Origin of the sequence: Variovorax sp. dw_308, assembly GCF_019207085.1 — a bacterium.
In the GTDB taxonomy this organism is placed as follows: Bacteria; Pseudomonadota; Gammaproteobacteria; order Burkholderiales; family Burkholderiaceae_C; genus Variovorax.
Window position 1 is genome coordinate 1 of record NZ_JAATOM010000038.1, and the last position, 16,293, is coordinate 16,293.

The 16,293-nt window shown below is 69.2% G+C and carries 13 protein-coding genes and 1 pseudogene; all 14 read left to right on the forward strand.

The features are described 5' to 3' along the window. Positions 1-442: pseudogene (locus HCU76_RS34100) on the forward strand (hypothetical protein); the annotation flags it as partial. An 18-nt stretch (positions 443-460) separates the two neighbouring features. Further along, on the forward strand, positions 461-3,793 hold the full coding sequence (gene tssM / locus HCU76_RS34105; RefSeq protein ID WP_218511743.1) for a type VI secretion system membrane subunit TssM: 3,333 nt from the start codon (positions 461-463) through the stop codon (positions 3,791-3,793). A 3-nt stretch (positions 3,794-3,796) separates the two neighbouring features. Continuing rightward, complete coding sequence (gene tagF / locus HCU76_RS34110) at positions 3,797-4,357, forward strand: type VI secretion system-associated protein TagF (RefSeq protein WP_218511744.1); 561 nt, start codon at positions 3,797-3,799, stop codon at positions 4,355-4,357. Between the two features lie 283 nt (positions 4,358-4,640). Continuing rightward, positions 4,641-5,828 carry a DegT/DnrJ/EryC1/StrS aminotransferase family protein gene (locus HCU76_RS34115; RefSeq protein ID WP_218511745.1) on the forward strand — a complete coding sequence of 396 codons (1,188 nt, stop codon included), beginning with the start codon at positions 4,641-4,643 and terminating at the stop codon, positions 5,826-5,828. Further along, positions 5,822-6,772 (forward strand): glycosyltransferase family 2 protein, encoded by a 951-nt coding sequence (locus tag HCU76_RS34120; protein ID WP_218511746.1) that lies wholly within the window; start codon positions 5,822-5,824, stop codon positions 6,770-6,772. The genes HCU76_RS34115 and HCU76_RS34120 overlap by 7 nt, the downstream gene beginning before the upstream one ends. A 194-nt stretch (positions 6,773-6,966) precedes the next feature. Further along, the gene (locus HCU76_RS34125; RefSeq protein WP_218511747.1) at positions 6,967-7,608 is read left to right on the forward strand and encodes a cytochrome c3 family protein; all 642 of its coding nucleotides are present in this window, start codon (positions 6,967-6,969) and stop codon (positions 7,606-7,608) included. 16 nt (positions 7,609-7,624) lie between these two features. After that, positions 7,625-10,462 (forward strand): 4Fe-4S dicluster domain-containing protein, encoded by a 2,838-nt coding sequence (locus HCU76_RS34130; RefSeq protein ID WP_218511748.1) that lies wholly within the window; start codon positions 7,625-7,627, stop codon positions 10,460-10,462. 58 nt (positions 10,463-10,520) lie between these two features. Then, the gene (gene nrfD, locus HCU76_RS34135; protein WP_218511749.1) at positions 10,521-11,870 is read left to right on the forward strand and encodes an NrfD/PsrC family molybdoenzyme membrane anchor subunit; all 1,350 of its coding nucleotides are present in this window, start codon (positions 10,521-10,523) and stop codon (positions 11,868-11,870) included. Further along, positions 11,867-12,412 carry a DUF3341 domain-containing protein gene (locus HCU76_RS34140; protein ID WP_345944692.1) on the forward strand — a complete coding sequence of 182 codons (546 nt, stop codon included), beginning with the start codon at positions 11,867-11,869 and terminating at the stop codon, positions 12,410-12,412. Before nrfD ends, HCU76_RS34140 begins: the two co-directional genes overlap by 4 nt. Beyond that, positions 12,409-13,068 carry a cytochrome c gene (locus HCU76_RS37395; protein ID WP_218511750.1) on the forward strand — a complete coding sequence of 220 codons (660 nt, stop codon included), beginning with the start codon at positions 12,409-12,411 and terminating at the stop codon, positions 13,066-13,068. The genes HCU76_RS34140 and HCU76_RS37395 overlap by 4 nt, the downstream gene beginning before the upstream one ends. Continuing rightward, a complete protein-coding gene (locus HCU76_RS34150; RefSeq protein ID WP_218511751.1) occupies positions 13,065-14,156 on the forward strand; it encodes a hypothetical protein in 1,092 nt (363 codons plus the stop codon). Before HCU76_RS37395 ends, HCU76_RS34150 begins: the two co-directional genes overlap by 4 nt. Further along, positions 14,143-14,490, forward strand: coding sequence for a hypothetical protein (locus tag HCU76_RS34155; RefSeq protein WP_218511752.1), 348 nt, complete (start codon positions 14,143-14,145; stop codon positions 14,488-14,490). The genes HCU76_RS34150 and HCU76_RS34155 overlap by 14 nt, the downstream gene beginning before the upstream one ends. Then, the gene (locus HCU76_RS34160) at positions 14,487-15,299 is read left to right on the forward strand and encodes a hypothetical protein (protein ID WP_218511753.1); all 813 of its coding nucleotides are present in this window, start codon (positions 14,487-14,489) and stop codon (positions 15,297-15,299) included. The genes HCU76_RS34155 and HCU76_RS34160 overlap by 4 nt, the downstream gene beginning before the upstream one ends. Continuing rightward, positions 15,296-16,273 carry a cytochrome c oxidase subunit II gene (gene coxB, locus HCU76_RS34165; protein WP_218511754.1) on the forward strand — a complete coding sequence of 326 codons (978 nt, stop codon included), beginning with the start codon at positions 15,296-15,298 and terminating at the stop codon, positions 16,271-16,273. Before HCU76_RS34160 ends, coxB begins: the two co-directional genes overlap by 4 nt. The last annotated feature ends 20 nt before the right edge of the window (positions 16,274-16,293 follow it).

The following is a 16,293-nucleotide window of genomic DNA, read 5'->3' on the forward strand; positions in this document are numbered from 1 at the left end:
GGCGTCGATGCAGCGACTCGTGCCGGCGCACAGCGTGCCCGCGCCGCCCATCGCCCCCCCCGCGCCGGCGCCGCCGCGGCTGGCCTCAAGGCTGCGCGAGGACATCGAGGCGGGCCGCCTGTCCGTCCGCGACGAGGTGCTGCGCAGCGTGGTCACGATCAATGCCGATGCGCTCGACAACGCCACCGCCCCCCTGACGCGCGTGGGCGCGGCGCTGAAGAAGGAGCCGGGCAAGGTCCTGGTCGTCGGCTACACCGATGGTAGCGATCCGCCCACGGCGCGCACGCCCTCGGCCTGGCACCAGGCGATGGAATGGGCGCGCGGCGCCGCCGACGTGCTGCGGCCTGTCATCGGTGACGCGCGGCTGGCAGTCGAGGCCCGTGTCGACCCGGCTGCCAGTGGTCCGCTGCGGCGTGTCGAGATCGTCCTTTTTCCGGAATGAAGCCGGAATGACGCTGCGATGAAGCCGCCGCCCCGCCTCCTGCAACGCGCCGTGAACCTCGGCGCGGCGGGGGTGCTGCTGTGGTTCGCGGCCCCGCTGCTCGCCTTCGGCAAGTGGCACCCCTTCGACGACACGCGCGCCCGACTTGCCCTGCTCGCGCTGGCCGCGCTGCTGCTGGTCGGCCTGTACGCGCTGTCGTTGTGGCTGGCCCGGCGACGCAATGAGCGGCTGCTCAAGAGCCTCGAACAAGGCGATGTCGGCCTGGAACTGAGCCAGCGCTTCCGCGATGCGCTCGCGATGCTGCGAAACGGCGTCGAGGCCAAGGGCACGCGCCGCTGGTGGCAGCGCCGCCGACAGGTGCAGCAACTGCCCTGGTACCTGATCATCGGAGCGCCCGGTGGCGGCAAGACCACGGCGATATTGCATTCGGGCTTGCGCTTTCCGCTGGCCGAGAAGCTCGGCCGCGACCCGCTCGCCGGCATCGGCGGCACGCGCCAGTGCGACTGGTGGTTCAGCCAGGAGGCGGTGTTCATCGATACGGCCGGACGCTACCTGACGCAGGACAGCGATGCCGCGGCCGACGCCCGCGAATGGCAGCAGTTCCTCGCCTTGTTGCGTCGGCACCGGCCGGTGCAGCCGATCAACGGCGTGATCGTCAGCGTCAGCGTGCCCGACCTGCTGCAGGGCGGCGCGGAACTCGGGCGCCAATCGGCCGCCGTGGCGGCACGCCTGGACGAATTGCGGCGGGAGCTCGACCTCGCCTTCCCCGTCTACCTGCTGGTCACCAAGGCCGACCTGCTCGCCGGTTTCGTCGAGACCTTCGGCGATCTCGACGCCGCGCAGCGGGAGCAGTTCTGGGGGCTGGTGTTCGATGCCGATGTCGACGGTGTCCCGGTCAATCTCGACATGCGCCTGAATGAACTCGCGCAGCGCCTGGCACAGCGCACGCCGGAGATGCTCCAGCATGAACGGATGGCGCAACGCCGTCTGCCGATCTACGCCTTCGCGGCGCAGTTCAAGGCGCTGCTGGCGCCGCTCGAAGGCTTCGTGCGCGAGGCCTTTGCCGGCATCGCCGTCGAACCGGCGCAGCGCCTGCGCTCCATTGCGCTGACGAGCGGCACGCAGGAGGGCAATCCGATCGACCGGGTGATCGGTGAACTCGCCCGCAGCCATGGCCTCGCGCTGAAGCCGTTGGCGCGGCCCGATGCCGGGGGCAAGTCGTACTTCCTGAGCGCCTTGCTCAAGCACTTGGTGATCGCGGAAGCGCCGCTGGCAGGCCAGCGCTTGCAGCGGCTGCGCTGGCGTCGGCGCGCCGTCATGCTCGGCGCCGGCACGGCCGGTATCGTGCTGCTGGCCGCCTCCGTCCTGTGGTGGCAAAGCTATGAGCGCAACCTCGCCTACGTCGACACGGTGCGCACACGCGTCGAGCAATTGACGCAACGCATCGGTCCACTGGAATCGGCGAGCCTGGAGCAGGTGCTGCCGCTCTATGCGCTGCTGGAACGGCTGGCCTCCAACGATGGCATCGATCCCGACGAACCGCCGGCCGGCTTCGGCTTCGGACTGTTCCAGGGGCCGCGGCTGGCGCGCTCGGCGGAGCAGGCCTATCGCGAGATGCTCGACCAGAGCCTGGCGCCACTGCTCGTCGAACGCTTGCGCCGCGACCTGCGCGAGGCCGAGGACAGCGCCACACGCTACGAGGCGCTGCGTTCGGCATTGATGCTCTCCGACCCGTCGCGGCTGGTACGCCCGGAGTTGAAGGGCTGGGTCGGGCAGGCGCTGGCGCAGGCGAGCGGCGCTGGCGAACGCGCCGAATGGTCGCGCCATGTCGACACCCTGATCGAGCGCAGCGGCCTGCCCGAGGCGATGCGCCCTGACGAGGCCGGCGTGCGTGCCGCGCGTGCCGCCCTCGCTGCGGTCCCGCCGGCGCAGCGCGTGCACGAACTGCTGCTGCTACGCGTGCCCGACCCCGACCCGCCGCAAGACCTGCCGACGGAACTGGGCGCAACCAGCGCCGCCTTCTTCACCACCTCCAGCGCCGGTCCCATGCCGCCGAATTCGAGCGCCAGTGACTGGCGCCGCAGGCTGCTGCCTGCCCTCGATCCCCTCATCGACACGCTGGCCAACGAGGCGGATTGGGTGCTTGGCGACACCGCCGCCGACATCCGCCGGCTGCAGAAGGACCGCGCCTGGCGAGACGACATCGCCTTGCAGGTCGGCAAGCGGCAGGCACAGCGTGTGAACGCGGCCTGGTCGGCCCAGCTCGATGCGCTGGCACTGGCGCCTGTCGCCGATCCGGAAGGCGCCTCGCGCCGGGCCGCCGAGCTCACTGCCCCCGATTCGCCGCTGCGCCGCCTGTTCACGCGCCTGGCCGACGAGTTCAGCGCGCCTACCCAAGGCGGCAGCGCGGCAGAGAACGGCTTCAATGGCGCATTGCGGGCGCGCTTCGGTGCGCTCGGCGACTATGCTGCCGGCGCAGGACCGCAAGCACTCGACCGGCTGCACGTCCTGGCCACCGGCAAGCGCGACGAGAGCGCCGCCGCGCAGCTCGATGCAGCCCTGCGTGCCGAGGCTGCCCGTGCCCCGCCCGAATTGCGCAAGGTCTACGTCGACCTCGGGACATTGATTCGCTCCCGCGGCGGTGCCCGGCCGGGCTTCGACGCCGCGCTGGGCGAACTCGCGCGAGCCTGCACCACGTTGACACGCGCGTACTTTCCGTTTGGCGGCGCCGCATCACGCGACATGCCGCCGTCCGATTTCGCGCGCCTGTTCGGACCCGGCGGCCTGTTCGACGAGTTCCGCCGCCACCAGTTGAACGAACGTGTCGACACGTCGAGCCGGCCATGGAAGGCCCGCGGCGCTGGCGTCGATGTGGGTGTGCCGGCGGCCTTCGAGCAGGCGGCAGCCATCGGCGCCCTGTTCTTCCCGCAAGGCGCGCCGTTGCCCGAACTCAGGCTGCGCCTGACGCCGCAGCGCATGGATGCGGACCTGCTGCAGTTCAGCGTCGATGTGGATGGCCAGTTGCTGCGCTTCGAGAACGGCCCGGCGCGCGCCAAGGAACTGGTCTGGCCCGGGCCGGCGTCGACGCAGAAGGTGTTGCTCCGCATCCTGCCGCCCGGCCCCTCCGGCGTCGGCGCCGAGGTGCACGAAGGTCCGTTCGCCTGGCTTCGGGTGCTGCTGCGCAGCGACTGGCAAGGCGCGCGCGGCGCACCCGCCCGGTTGTCCCTCGTCGTCGACACGCGCAAGCTCGACGTCGAGGCGAGCGCCGCCGCCGGGCCCGAGGCCGACATCTGGACGCTGCGGGAGCTGGCGCGTTTTCGCTGCCCGCCTGAGCCTGGAAAAAGCAGCTGAATCATGGTGAAGTCGCTGGCTTCGCGTCGCGTGTGCTGGTACGGCAAGCTGCCTGCGCGCGGAGATTTCGTCGGCCGCGGCCTGCCGCCCCGCTGGCGCAACGAGTGGGATGGGTGGCTGCAGCGCGGCCTGGTCCTCGCCGCCACGACGCTGGATGGCGCCCCGCTGCGCGAGCGCCTGGGCGCGTTCGCGCCGTGGCGCTACGTGGCGCTGCCGGCCCCTGGGGAGGTTTGGTGCGGGATCATCATGGCGTCCCAGGACCGGGTCGGGCGCGCCTTTCCGCTGACACTTGTGGAGCGCCTCGACATGCCGGCTTCCCTGGACGAAAGCTGGGTCAGGCTGGCGGCGCTGCTCGATGCGGTCGCCCAGGGGCCGGAGGTGCTGGAAGCCGTGATCGCCGCGTTGCCGCCGCGCGCGGGGCCGGCCGCCAAATCCCGGCAAGATCTACCTTCAGCGCCGGCCAGCCTCTGGTGGCCGCTGGCCGCCGCGGGCGATGCCATCGCGCGGCCCGCGGCCTGGCCGCCGGAGCCGGCATTGCTGCTCGATTTGCTTGAGCCGATCTAGCCAGAGACGCATGCGATTGCCAGGCAAGCGCATCAAGGTGAAGCGTGGCCGACGGCATCGAGAAACTTGAGCGTCTCCCAAGCTGATGCAGCACAGTCGTGAAACTGTCGACAAACGTGCTGACCATGCACTGACCGATGAAGCGGGATTGCGCGCCAAAAGGCCCACTGCGTGGAGGAAATTGTGAACAAATGTGTACTATCGAACTAGGATTGGTCTTGAAGCCCGCCACTGGAGCGGGCGTTGCCCGAACAATCGATTCGTCCAAATCACCTTTATCACCATGCAAAGTAAAGAAGATTTCCTCGTGTTCGGTGCCCCGCGGATCGAGCAGGACGACATCGACGCGGTCGAGTCCGTGCTGCGGTCGGGGTGGCTCGGAACCGGGCCCAAGGTCTCCCAATTCGAGCGGGAGTTCGCACTCTATCGAGGCGCAAGCCATGCGATGGCGTTGAACTCCTGCACGGCGGCATTGCACTTGTCGCTTCTCGCCTCCGGCGTCGGGCCGGGTGACGAAGTCATCACGACACCGATGACGTTCTGCGCGACCGTCAACGCCATCATTCACGCAGGCGCCACGCCGGTCCTGGCCGACGTCGACCCCGAGACGCTGAACATCGATCCGGTACAGGTGCTGCAGAAGATCACGCCGCGCACGCGTGCCATCGTCCCGGTTCATTTCGCCGGGCGCCCTTGTGACATGGACGCGCTGATGGCTCTCGCCAGCCAGCATGGCATCAAGGTCATCGAGGACTGCGCGCACGCGATCGAGACCGAGTACCACGGCCGCAGCGCAGGGACGATCGGCGACTTCGGCTGCTTCTCCTTCTACGTCACCAAGAACATCGTCACCGGAGAAGGCGGCATGGTGTTTGCGCGCAGGGCAGAAGACGCGGCGCGCATCAAGATCCTTGGCTTGCACGGCATGACCAAGGACGCCTGGAAGCGCTTCAGCGACGAAGGCTACAAGCACTACTACGTCGTGGCCGCCGGCTTCAAGTACAACATGATGGACCTGCAGGCCGCCATCGGCCTGAAGCAACTCGAGCGCGTCGAGCACTACTGGCGTCGACGCGAGGCGATATGGGCGCGCTACATGAACGAACTGGCGGACCTCCCCCTCGGGTTGCCTGCGCCCGTCGAGCCCCACACGCGACACGGTCACCACCTGTTCACGGTACATGTCGATGCGAAGCGTTGCGGGATTTCCCGCGATGCCTTCCTGGACGCGATGACCGCGCAAGGCATTGGCGTCGGCGTGCACTACCTCTCGCTCAACGAACACCCGTTCTACCAGGAGACCTATGGCTGGCGGCCCGAAGATACGCCGCACGCGCACCGGATCGGCCGCCAGACCGTGTCGCTGCCGATCTCGGCGAAACTGAGCGATGCGGAGGTCACGCGCGTGATCGGCGCGGTGCGCTCGATCCTGCAGGCGCAATCCGTGAAAGTTGCCGCCACGGCATGCTGATCTCGGTACTGATACCGGCTTATGCCAGGCCAGAGCAGTTGGGCGAAGCGCTCGCAAGCATTGCGCAACAGGATCGCTCGCTGATCGGCGAGATCATCATTGCCGACGACAGCCCACGCGCGTATTGGGATCGCAACCAGGCAGTGATCGCAGCGAGCGGCCTGACGGACCTGATCGACTACGTCCCCAGCGAACCGTCAAGGGGCACGTACCCCAACCAGTGGTTCCTGGGCACGCGAGCGAAGTGCGACCACCTGCTCTTCCTTCACAACGACGACATGCTCTGCCCAGCGGCGTTGCGCACGCTGGCCGATGCATGCATGAGCGAAACAGACACCTTGGTCAAGCTCTGGTTCGGCCGCAACCTGATCATGGACGAGGAGGGTCGCGTCGATCCGGCCCGCAGCGCGGACAACGATCGCGTGTACGGCAAGACTGGCGGCGCGCGCGCCCAGCCGATGTGGCAATGGTGCCTGACCCAATCGGTCCCGCCAGACGCCTTCCTGATTGCAAGGGACACCTATCTGCAACACATGCAGGGCCCGCGTGATGGCAACGTCGGCGACTGGGCCATGATGGTGCGGCTTGCCAACAGCGGCGTGTGGGCCCGCTTCATCGATCAAGAGGTTTCGATGTATCGCGTCCAGGCGGACTCCGTCACCAATGCGGGCCGCGGCATGGATGTCCACCTTTATTACGAATTCACCAGGCAGCTCCGGGTACCGCCTGAGGGAACCGCGCTGAAGCAGGTCAGAGCCTCGCGCATCGCGCCGGTGGCAACGATTCGCTATGCGAGGGACGGCGAGCGTCTCCATGCATGGAAATGCTATGTCTCGCGCGACTGGACCTGGCGCCAACGCCTTTCCAGGAGCGGCGTGATGGCCTTGATGGCGTTGTCGATGCCTCGGGCACTCTGGACCTGGGCGCTGCGCAACCGGGATTAGCGGCCCGCGGTGAAATCGGGGCCATGCGCCACGGTGCGACAAGTCTCTCCGCCGGGTTGAGCGAGCGACCCTTCGGACCGCGGTCAGCCATTGGTCAGCCTGACGGCGGCGCAGGCGTCAATCCGCTGGGATTCACGCCGTCAGCCGGATTTGGCTGACCCCAACATCGAGGCCCGTGTGCTAGGACTGCGCCCATGGCACAAGTCGTCGGGCAGCGCGCGGAGTTGGCGGTCAAGCTCGGCCTGCTGGCGGTGTTGGCCTGCACAGCATTCGCGCTGGTCCTGCTGTTGTGGCGCGGGCAGGAAGACACCACGCGCAATGAAGTGGTGACGCAGCCCATTGCGTTCAGCCACAAGCACCACGTGGGGGACGTGGGGCTGGATTGCCGGTTCTGCCATGCGCAGGTCGAGCATTCCGCTTCGCCGGGCTTTCCTTCGACACAGGTGTGCCTGGGCTGTCACTCTCAATTGTTCGCGGGGCAGGCGATGTTCGAGCCGCTGCGCGAGAGCGCACGCACGGGAGCGCCCGTGGCATGGAAGCGCGTGCACAGGCTGCCGGACTTCGTCTACTTCGACCACAGCATCCATGCGGCCAAGGGCGTGGCCTGCATCGATTGCCATGGCCGTGTCGACCAGATGCCGCTGATGCGCCGCGTGTCCTCGCTGCGGATGGACTGGTGCATCGACTGCCATCGAAATCCGCAGCCGCACTTGCGCGACCCTTCGCATGTGTTCGACATGCGTCCCCTGGGCGTCGACGACATGGCCAGCGTTCAGATGCTGAGCCGCTTGCAGAGCCAGCAGCGGCTCACTGATTGTTCGACCTGCCATCGATGAGCAGGCGACCGACACCATGAAGCCCATCCAGCGTGTGATCGAGATCGTGCCGGCCCAAGGCGCCGCGCGGGATGGCTTGACGCGGCGCCAGGCCCTGTCGTGGATGGCGGCTTCGATGGCGCTGGCGAGCGCCGGCTGCACGCGGCCCGACCCGGGCGAGGCGCATCCCTTCGTGCGCATGCCCGAGGCCGGCTATGGCGGTGAAGCGCTGTACTACGCGACGAGCTTCGTGCGTGACGGGTTTGCGCATGGCGTGCTGGTGGGTACGCGCGAGGGCCGGCCGGTGAAGGTCGAGGGCAATCCCTTGCATCCGGCGAGCCTGGGGCGAAGCGATGTGTTTGCGCAGGCCTCTGTGCTGGGGCTCTGGGACCCGGATCGGTCGCAGGTCGTGTTGCAACGGGGAGCCGGTACGGACGCTGCCATGCCGTCCACATGGAGCAGCTTCGACGCGGCGTGGCAGCGTCGGGCGCAGGACCTGCGTGCGCGCCAAGGTGCCGGGTTGCGCGTGCTGCTCCCGGCGAGCACTTCGCCCACCCTGCAAGCCCAGCTCATGACGCTGAAGGCGCGCTTTCCGGAGGCGCAGTTGCACCGGCACGCGCCCTTGGCCGCGGCGCATGCGCCCGTGCTGGCGTCGGGCCATGTCGGCCGCGCGGTGCCTGCTTTCTCGCGGGCCGCGCTCGTGGTGGCTTTCGACGCGGACCCTTTCAGTGGCGGTGCGGACAGCGTGCGCTGTGCAGCCGACTGGGCGAGCGCCCGCGAAGCCGCGCCCAGCGGCGGCGCGACGCGCCTGATCGCCATCGAGACCACGCCCGGCCTTTTCGGCGCACGCGCCGACGACCGGCTTGCGTTGCCGCCCGCGGCAATCGACGCGGTGATCGAGCGCCTGGCGCTGGCCTGCGGCGTGCCGGGCGCGGGCAACATCGCCATGGCCGACCCGCACCAGGCAGCTTTCGAGAAGCGGCTGCTCGCCGCCGTGCGGGCGGCCGGCCCCGACACCTTGTGCCTTGCGGGGCCTGCCCTTGCCGAACGCAGCCATGCCCTTTTGCATGCACTGCACCGCCGGCTCGGCGCGGTGGGGCACACGGTCCGCTACATCGCCACACCCGAGGGCGACGCCCTGCCCGGCTTGCTCGCGCTGCGCGAGGCCATCGAGCGCGGGGAGGTCGACACGTTGCTGATCCTGGGCGGCAACCCGGCCTACGACGCGCCCGGCGCGCTGCGCATCGGCGACGCGCTGTCCCGCGTGCCCTTCAGCGTGCACCTGGGCCTCCACGCCGATGAAACCGCGCAGTGCTGCCGCTGGCATCTGCCGATGAGCCACATCTACGAGCAATGGAGCGACGCGCGCGCCTTCGACGGCACGGCCTCGTTGATCCAGCCGGTGATCGCGCCGCTGTACGACACGCGCTCCGTGCACGAGCTGCTCGCCTCGATGCTCGATGACGAGACGCGCAACGGACGGGAACTGTTGCGCCGCCAATGGCGCCGCGAAGGCCAGGACAGCGCGGGCTTCGAGGCCTTCTGGCGCGCCAGCCTGCGCAGCGGCGTGGTCGATGGCAGTGCCTTCGCCGATGAAGCGCTTGCAGAAGCTTCACTGCCTCCCGCGCATCCGGCGCACGAGGCCGGCACGCTGACCGCCGTGTTCGTCCCCGACGCCGCGACCGCCGACGGCAGCTTCGCCAACAACGGCTGGCTGCAGGAACTCCCGCGTCCCTTCACGCAGATCACCTGGGGCAACGCGCTGCACTTCGGCCCGGGAACCGCTGCATCGCTCGGCCTGCGCAGCGGTGACGTGGTGCGCGCAAGCGCCGCCGGGCAAACGGTCGAGGTCCCCGTGTGGGTGCAGTCCACCCATGCCGAGGGCGCGGCGACCTTGCCGCTGGGCAATGGCCGCAAGGCCGGCGGGACGGTCGCGCGCGGCATCGGCTTTGACGCCTACGCGCTGCGGCCCGACGGCCAGGCGACAGTGCAACTCACGTTGAAGCCGACCGGCCGGCATGTCGACTTCGCGCGAACGCAGCTCACCCTGTCGCAGGAGGACCGCGAACTCGCCCGCACCGTGCTCGCTTCGCGGCCCATCATCCAGCGCGAAGAAGTCGCGCCGACGCTCTACCCGCCCAAGGACGGCAAGCCCGCGCACGCCTGGGCCATGACCATCGACCTCGACGCCTGCACCGGCTGCAACGCCTGCACCGTGGCTTGCCAGGCCGAGAACAACATTCCCGTGGTGGGCGCCGAGCAGGTCGCGCTCGGCCGCGTCATGCACTGGATCCGCATCGACCACTACGAGGCCCCGCCGGATGCGGCACCCGGCGCGAGCGGCGTGTTCCAGCCCGTCCCCTGCATGCATTGCGAGAACGCTCCCTGCGAGATCGTCTGCCCGGTCGGGGCCACGGTGCATGACAGCGAGGGGCTCAACGTGCAGGTCTACAACCGCTGCGTCGGCACGCGCTTCTGTTCGAACAATTGCCCGTACAAGGTGCGGCGCTTCAACTTCCTGCAGTACAGCGACGAGGACACGACCGCCTTCGCTGCGCAGCACAACCCCGATGTGACGGTGCGCGTGCGCGGCGTGATGGAGAAGTGCACCTACTGCGTCCAGCGCATCTCGCGCGCGCGCCTCATGTCCGAGAAGAGCGGCAAGCCGCTCGCCGACGGCGACGTCGTGACGGCTTGTCAGTCTGCCTGCCCGACCGCCGCGATCCACTTCGGCGACCTTGCCGACCCGGCGAGCGACGTGACGCGCACCAAGGCCTCGCCACGCCACTACGCGCTGCTGGGCGAACTCGACACGCGCCCGCGCACCACCTACCTCGCGCGGGTGCTGCGGGACGACAGCAAGGACGCGGCATGAGTGCTGCACGGCCGCCCGAAGACACTCTCACCGCAGTGCGCAGCGCGGAGGCCTGTCCATGAGCGAAGCCGCTTCCGTCCTGCGCGGCCGCTGGGGCTATGCCAGCATCACCGACCACATCGCCGACCGCGTGCTGACGCAGCCGCCGGGGCTGCTGTGGCGCCTCGGGTTCTGGGGCACCTTCTGCGGCATGCTGGCTTTCGTCGCGGCCACCGTGCACCTGATGCGAACGGGCGTGGGCATCTGGGGCATCAACATCCCGGTCGGCTGGGGCTTTGCGATTGCCAATTGCGTCTGGTGGATCGGGATCGGCCATGCGGGCACCTTCATCTCGGCGGTGCTGTTGCTGCTGCGGCAGAAGTGGCGCACTTCCATCAACCGCTTTGCCGAGGCGATGACGCTCTTTGCGGCGACGATGGCCTCGATCTTTCCGCTGCTGCATCTGGGCCGCGCGTGGAAGGCCTACTGGCTCGCACCCTACCCGGACACGATGGGCCTGTGGCCGCAATGGCGCAGCCCGCTGGTGTGGGACTTCTTCGCGATCGCGACCTACATCATCGTGTCCTTCCTGTTCTGGTACCTGGGCATGATCCCGGACCTGGCGACGCTGCGTGACCGCGCGCGGGGCCGCGTGCGCCAATGGGTGTTCGCGCTGGCGGCTCTTGGCTGGCGTGGCGAGGTGCGTCAATGGATGCACCACGAGCGCCTCTATCTGCTGCTGGCCGGTCTCGCGACGCCGCTGGTGGTGTCGGTGCATTCGGTGGTGTCGCTCGACTTCGCCATCGGCAACACGCCGGGCTACCACTCGACCCTCTTCCCGCCCTACTTCGTGGCCGGCGCCCTGTTCTCGGGTTTTGCGATGGTGCTCACGCTGGCCATTCCGCTGCGGCGCGCCTTCGGCTTGCAGGACTTCATCACCGAGGTGCACCTGGACCACGCGGCCAAGGTGATGCTCGCCACCAGTTCGCTGGTCGCCTATGGCTACCTCTGCGAGGTCTTCATGGCCTTCTACAGTGGCGACCGCTACGACATCGCCATGACCGTCGACCGCTGGACCGGCTTCTACGCGCCGGTCTACTGGGCCATGCTCGGCTTCAATGTGCTGGTGCCGCAGCTGTTGTGGTGGCGCCGGTGCCGCCGCAGCGCGCTGCTGCTCTTCGTGCTGAGCCTGGTGGTCAACCTCGGCATGTGGATGGAGCGCGTCCTGATCGTGGTGTCGAGCCTGCACCGCGACTACCTGCCGTCGGCGTGGGGCTACTTCATTCCCACGGCGTGGGACTGGACCTTTCTGTTCGGCTCGATCTGCACTTTCGCTTGGTTGTTCCTGGGCTTCATCCGCGTGCTGCCCGCGCTGTCGATGTCCGAGATGCGCGAACTCGCGCATGAAAAGCACGAGGCCGCGGCGTGACGACCGCGAGCGCGCACCTGCCTTGGGCCCTGGCCGCCGAGTTCGCAGGCGCCGATGCCCTGCTGGCTGCGGCCCGTGCGGCGCGTGCGGCCGGGTATCGGCATGCGGAGGCCTATGCGCCCTTTGCCGTCGAGGGCCTGCCCGAGGCCCTGGGGCTGCGATCACGCGGCGTCGCGGGCGCCTGCCTGATCGGCGCGATGCTGGGTGCGCTGGGCGGCTTCTTCATGCAGTGGTACGCGGTGGCGGTGTCTTACCCCATAGACATCGGCGGGCGGCCCACGTTCAGCTGGCCGATGTTCGTGCCGGTGAGCTTTTCGCTGGCTGTCCTGTGCAGCGCTTTTGCAGGCGTCGGCATGATGCTCTGGCGCGCCGGCATGCCGCGCCTCTATCACCCGATCTTCAACATGCCGGACTTCGATCTGGCCACGCGCAACCGCTTCTTCCTGGCGCTGCGCAGCGACGATCCCGCATTCGATGCGCAGGCAACCCGGGCGCTGCTGCTGCGGCTCGCGCCGATGCGGATCTGCGAGGTCTTCCCGTGAAGCCGCGGGTGCCATGCGTGATGCTGGGCCTGCTGGTGGCGGTGGGCCTCGCCGCCTGCGACCGCTCGCGTTTCGACATGCTCACGCAGCCCAGGCTCGGCCCCGATGCGTCCAGCCCCTTGTTCGACGACCGCAAGGCCACGCGTGCGCCGCCGCCCGGCACTGTGGCGCATGCGATGGGCGATGCGGCACTGGTCAGCGGCGGTCGCAACGGCACGCAAGCCCTGCGTGCGCGCGACGAGGCCGAGGCCCGCGAGGCGCTGCCCGACCGCCCGCCCCGCGCCTTGATGCTGCGCGGGCAGGAGCGCTATGGAATCTATTGCATGCCCTGCCACAGCCCGGTCGGCGACGGCGACGGCCCGGTGGTGCGGCGCGGCTTTCCGGCACCGCCCTCCCTGCATGAGGAGCGCTTGCGCGCCGTGAGCGACCACCACATCTACGACGTGATCTCGCAGGGCTTCGGCATCATGTACCCATTCGCTGACCGTATCGAGCCGGAGGACCGCTGGGCCATCGTCGCCTTCGTGCGTGCGCTGCAATTGAGCCGGCATGCGCCGATGGCCGAGCTGGCGCTGGCGCCCCAGCCTCCCACGGGGGCCAGTGGCGCCGCGCAATGGCACGCGGTTGTGCCACCTGTGGCGGAGACGACGCGATGACTGCGACCCTCCGTTTCGCCCGGCCCGTCGCGCAGCTGGACGTCGTGGGCGTACTGCTGCTCGCCATCGCACTGGCCTGCGGCGGATGGGCCGCGCCGCGCGTGATGCTGGCTTGCTGGCTCGCCGCGTGGTGGTGTGCGCTGGGGCTGGTGATGGGGACCTGCATGACGCTGTGGATCCACGCGCTGACGGGCGGTCGCTGGGGCGCGTCCTTGCGCTCTGCGGCGGCGCTGCTTGTGCGCCGGCGCATGGTCCTGCTGCCACTGTTCATCCCGGTTGTGCTGGGCCTGCGCGTGCTCTATCCGTGGGCTGCCGCGGACGGCCACGCCTTCGACGCGCTCGACGTGCCGGCCTTCTCGCGGGTGTGGTTCAGCCTGCCGGCGGTGGCGTGCCGCGGCATCGTCTATGCCATCGCGTGGTACTGGCTCGCCGCCAGCGCGCTTCAACCAGCGATCTCGCGCTCGCAGGCTGCGCGGGGGCTGATCGTCCATGGGTTGCTGGGTTCGCTGGCCTCGGTCGACCTGCTGATGACGCTGGTGCCCGGTTGGCGCAGCACCGGCTTCCCCTTGCTTGTGCTGGTGTCGCAGGCACTCGGCGGCGCCTGCGCGCTGGTCGCGTGGACGGCGTTCCGGCGGCCGGGACTGCTGTCCGTCGAGGTCGCACCGCGCGTGCCACTGGCGCGCGACCTGGGCAACCTGCTGTGGATGCTCGTGATGGTCTGGGGGTACCTCGGCTTCATGCAGTTCCTGGTGATCTGGGCCGAGAACCTGCCGCAGGAGATCAACTGGTTCGTGCCGCGCCTGCAGACCGGCTGGCATGCGGTGGGCATGGTGCTGGTGGCCACGCAGCTGGCACTGCCGCTGGGGGCGCTGCTGTTCCGGCGAATCAAGGACCGGGCCGTGGGGCTGGGTGCCGTGGCGATCGTGGCACTCGCGGCACACGCACTGGACACCGTGTGGGTCATCGTGCCCTCGGTCGATGCCCACGCGCTGGCCACCTGGTGGCTTGCGCCCCTGTGCATGGCGGGCATGGGCCTCGTGATGTTCTCGCCGATGCTGGCGACGGAGGACCGGCATGTCCGCGCTTGACTCGGCGCCCCGCCGCGCAGTGGCCGCACTGTGTGGTTTGCTCGTGCTCGCCGGCTTGGCCGTTGCCTGCGTGATGTGGCTGCTGCACCCGATGCGCGGCACTGCCACGGGCGACGCGCCGGTGCGCGACGATGCCTCGCAGCCTGCCCTGCAGAGCGCACCGCAGCTCGACCTGGCCAGCTACCGCGCGCAGAAGCAACGCGAGCTGGACAACACCGGCCCGGTGCCCGGTGAACCGGGCTACGCGCGCATACCCTTGGCGCAGGCGATGGACCTCATCGCCGCGCGCGGTTTGCGTGCTGCGTCATCGGCGGACGCAAAGGCCAGGCCATGAGGCGCGCCATGGGGATCGCGATGGTGCTTCTGGCGTCCTGTCTGCATGCCGCGCCGCTGACCCTGCCTGCGCCGCCCGACGTTGCCCTCGCGCAGCACCTCGGCACGCTGCTGCCACTGGAGCTCGCCGTCACCGACAGCGACGGCATGCCGACTTCGCTGCGCGAAGCCTTCGGCACCGGCCGCGCCGTCGTGCTCGTGCCCGGTTACTACACCTGCGCCCGACTCTGCGGCCTCGTGATGCAGGGCGTGCTGGAAGGCCTGGCCGACAGCGGACTGCCGCCATCGACGTACCGCGTCATCGGTTTCAGCATCGACCCGGCCGACACCCCGGCGAGCGCACGTCTGCGCGCCACCGACTATCGCGACTACGCCGCTGTCGTGGCGCAACGCCACGGCGCCGGTGCGCCGGTCATCGGCGTCGACCTGTTCACCGCGAGCAGCGATGTCTCTGCACGCCTCACCCACGCGCTCGGTTACGCCGTGCAGCCGACCCAAGGCGCCACCGACCCGCTAGCCCACAGCGCCGCCGTCATTGTGGCCACACCCGACGGGCGCATCGCCCGTTACTTCCCCGGCGTGCGCTTCGACGCCCGCGACCTGCGCGAGGCCATCGTCCAGGCCAATGAAGGCCGCGTGGGCAGCGCGACGGAACGCATCGCCTTGCTGTGCGGCCACTACGACCCGGTTACCGGCCGCTACAGCGTGGCCGTGATGACGTGGCTGCGCCTGCTCGGCACTGTCGGTGCGGGCGCGCTGGCCCTCTGGATCTGGCGTCGCCGACGCGCCCCGCACGAGGCCGCTCCATGAACGGCCAGCCCGCGCGCCTGGCCGATCCCGGCCTGCATCTTTTCAACGCGGCCTCGTCGGCGGCCGACGCCACCGACAAGCTGTTCGTCGCCATGCTGCTCCTGTGCGGCGTGATGGCCGTGCTGCTGGCGGGCCTGATCCTCTGGATGTGCATCCGCTATCGCGCCGGCGCGAAGGTGGACCGCAGCAATGCCCCCAATGACGCCGGCGGCCTCGAAGCCGCGTGGACCATCGTGCCCCTGCTTCTCTTTCTCGGCATCTTCGCGTGGGCCGCACGGGACTTCCTCGCCGAGCACCGCGCGCCGCCCGACGCCCTGCCGATCCACGTGGTGGGCAAACAATGGATGTGGAAGCTCGAACATGGCAACGGTCGGCGCGAGATCAACGAACTGCACGTGCCACAGGGCCAGCCGGTCGAACTCATCCTGGCCTCGGAGGACGCGATCCACAGCTTCTACGTGCCGGCCTTCCGCCTGAAGCAGGACGCCGTGCCCGGCCGCCTCACGCACCTGTGGTTCACGGCGATCCGGGTGGGCGAGTTCCGCCTCTTCTGCTCCGAGTTCTGCGGCAGCGAGCATGCCGGCATGGTGGGCAAGGTCACGGTGATGCCTGCCGCCGAGTACGCCCGCTGGCTCGACGCCGGCCCGGCCGAACCGGGCATGGTGCAGCAGGGCTTCGCGCTCTACCGCAGCAGCGGATGCAGCGGCTGCCACGAGGCAGGCTCGACCGTGCACGCGCCGCTGCTCCAAGGCCTCTATGGCCGCACGGTTGCCTTGCAGGACGGCCGCAGCGTGACCGCCGACGACAACTACCTGCGCGACTCGATCGTCCTGCCCGCGCGCGACGTGGTCGCCGGCTTTGCGCCTGTGATGCCCAGCTATGCCGGGCAGTTCAGCGAGGAGCAGCTGCAACAACTGGTCGCGTACTTGCGGGCGGGTGCGCCACCGGCCAACGCTCCGGAGCAGCCGAAATGAAGCGCCCGGTCACCACGCGC

Excerpts from the sequence above, each read along its gene's own strand:
- tssM (WP_218511743.1), top strand. The coding sequence starts at position 461 with ATGAAGCCGCCGCCCCGCCTCCTGCAACGCGCCGTGAACCTCGGCGCG.
- tagF (WP_218511744.1), top strand. The coding sequence starts at position 3,797 with ATGGTGAAGTCGCTGGCTTCGCGTCGCGTGTGCTGGTACGGCAAGCTG.
- HCU76_RS34115 (WP_218511745.1), top strand. The coding sequence starts at position 4,641 with ATGCAAAGTAAAGAAGATTTCCTCGTGTTCGGTGCCCCGCGGATCGAG.
- HCU76_RS34120 (WP_218511746.1), top strand. The coding sequence starts at position 5,822 with ATGCTGATCTCGGTACTGATACCGGCTTATGCCAGGCCAGAGCAGTTG.
- HCU76_RS34125 (WP_218511747.1), top strand. The coding sequence starts at position 6,967 with ATGGCACAAGTCGTCGGGCAGCGCGCGGAGTTGGCGGTCAAGCTCGGC.
- HCU76_RS34130 (WP_218511748.1), top strand. The coding sequence starts at position 7,625 with ATGAAGCCCATCCAGCGTGTGATCGAGATCGTGCCGGCCCAAGGCGCC.
- nrfD (WP_218511749.1), top strand. The coding sequence starts at position 10,521 with ATGAGCGAAGCCGCTTCCGTCCTGCGCGGCCGCTGGGGCTATGCCAGC.
- HCU76_RS34150 (WP_218511751.1), top strand. The coding sequence starts at position 13,065 with ATGACTGCGACCCTCCGTTTCGCCCGGCCCGTCGCGCAGCTGGACGTC.
- HCU76_RS34155 (WP_218511752.1), top strand. The coding sequence starts at position 14,143 with ATGTCCGCGCTTGACTCGGCGCCCCGCCGCGCAGTGGCCGCACTGTGT.
- HCU76_RS34160 (WP_218511753.1), top strand. The coding sequence starts at position 14,487 with ATGAGGCGCGCCATGGGGATCGCGATGGTGCTTCTGGCGTCCTGTCTG.
- coxB (WP_218511754.1), top strand. The coding sequence starts at position 15,296 with ATGAACGGCCAGCCCGCGCGCCTGGCCGATCCCGGCCTGCATCTTTTC.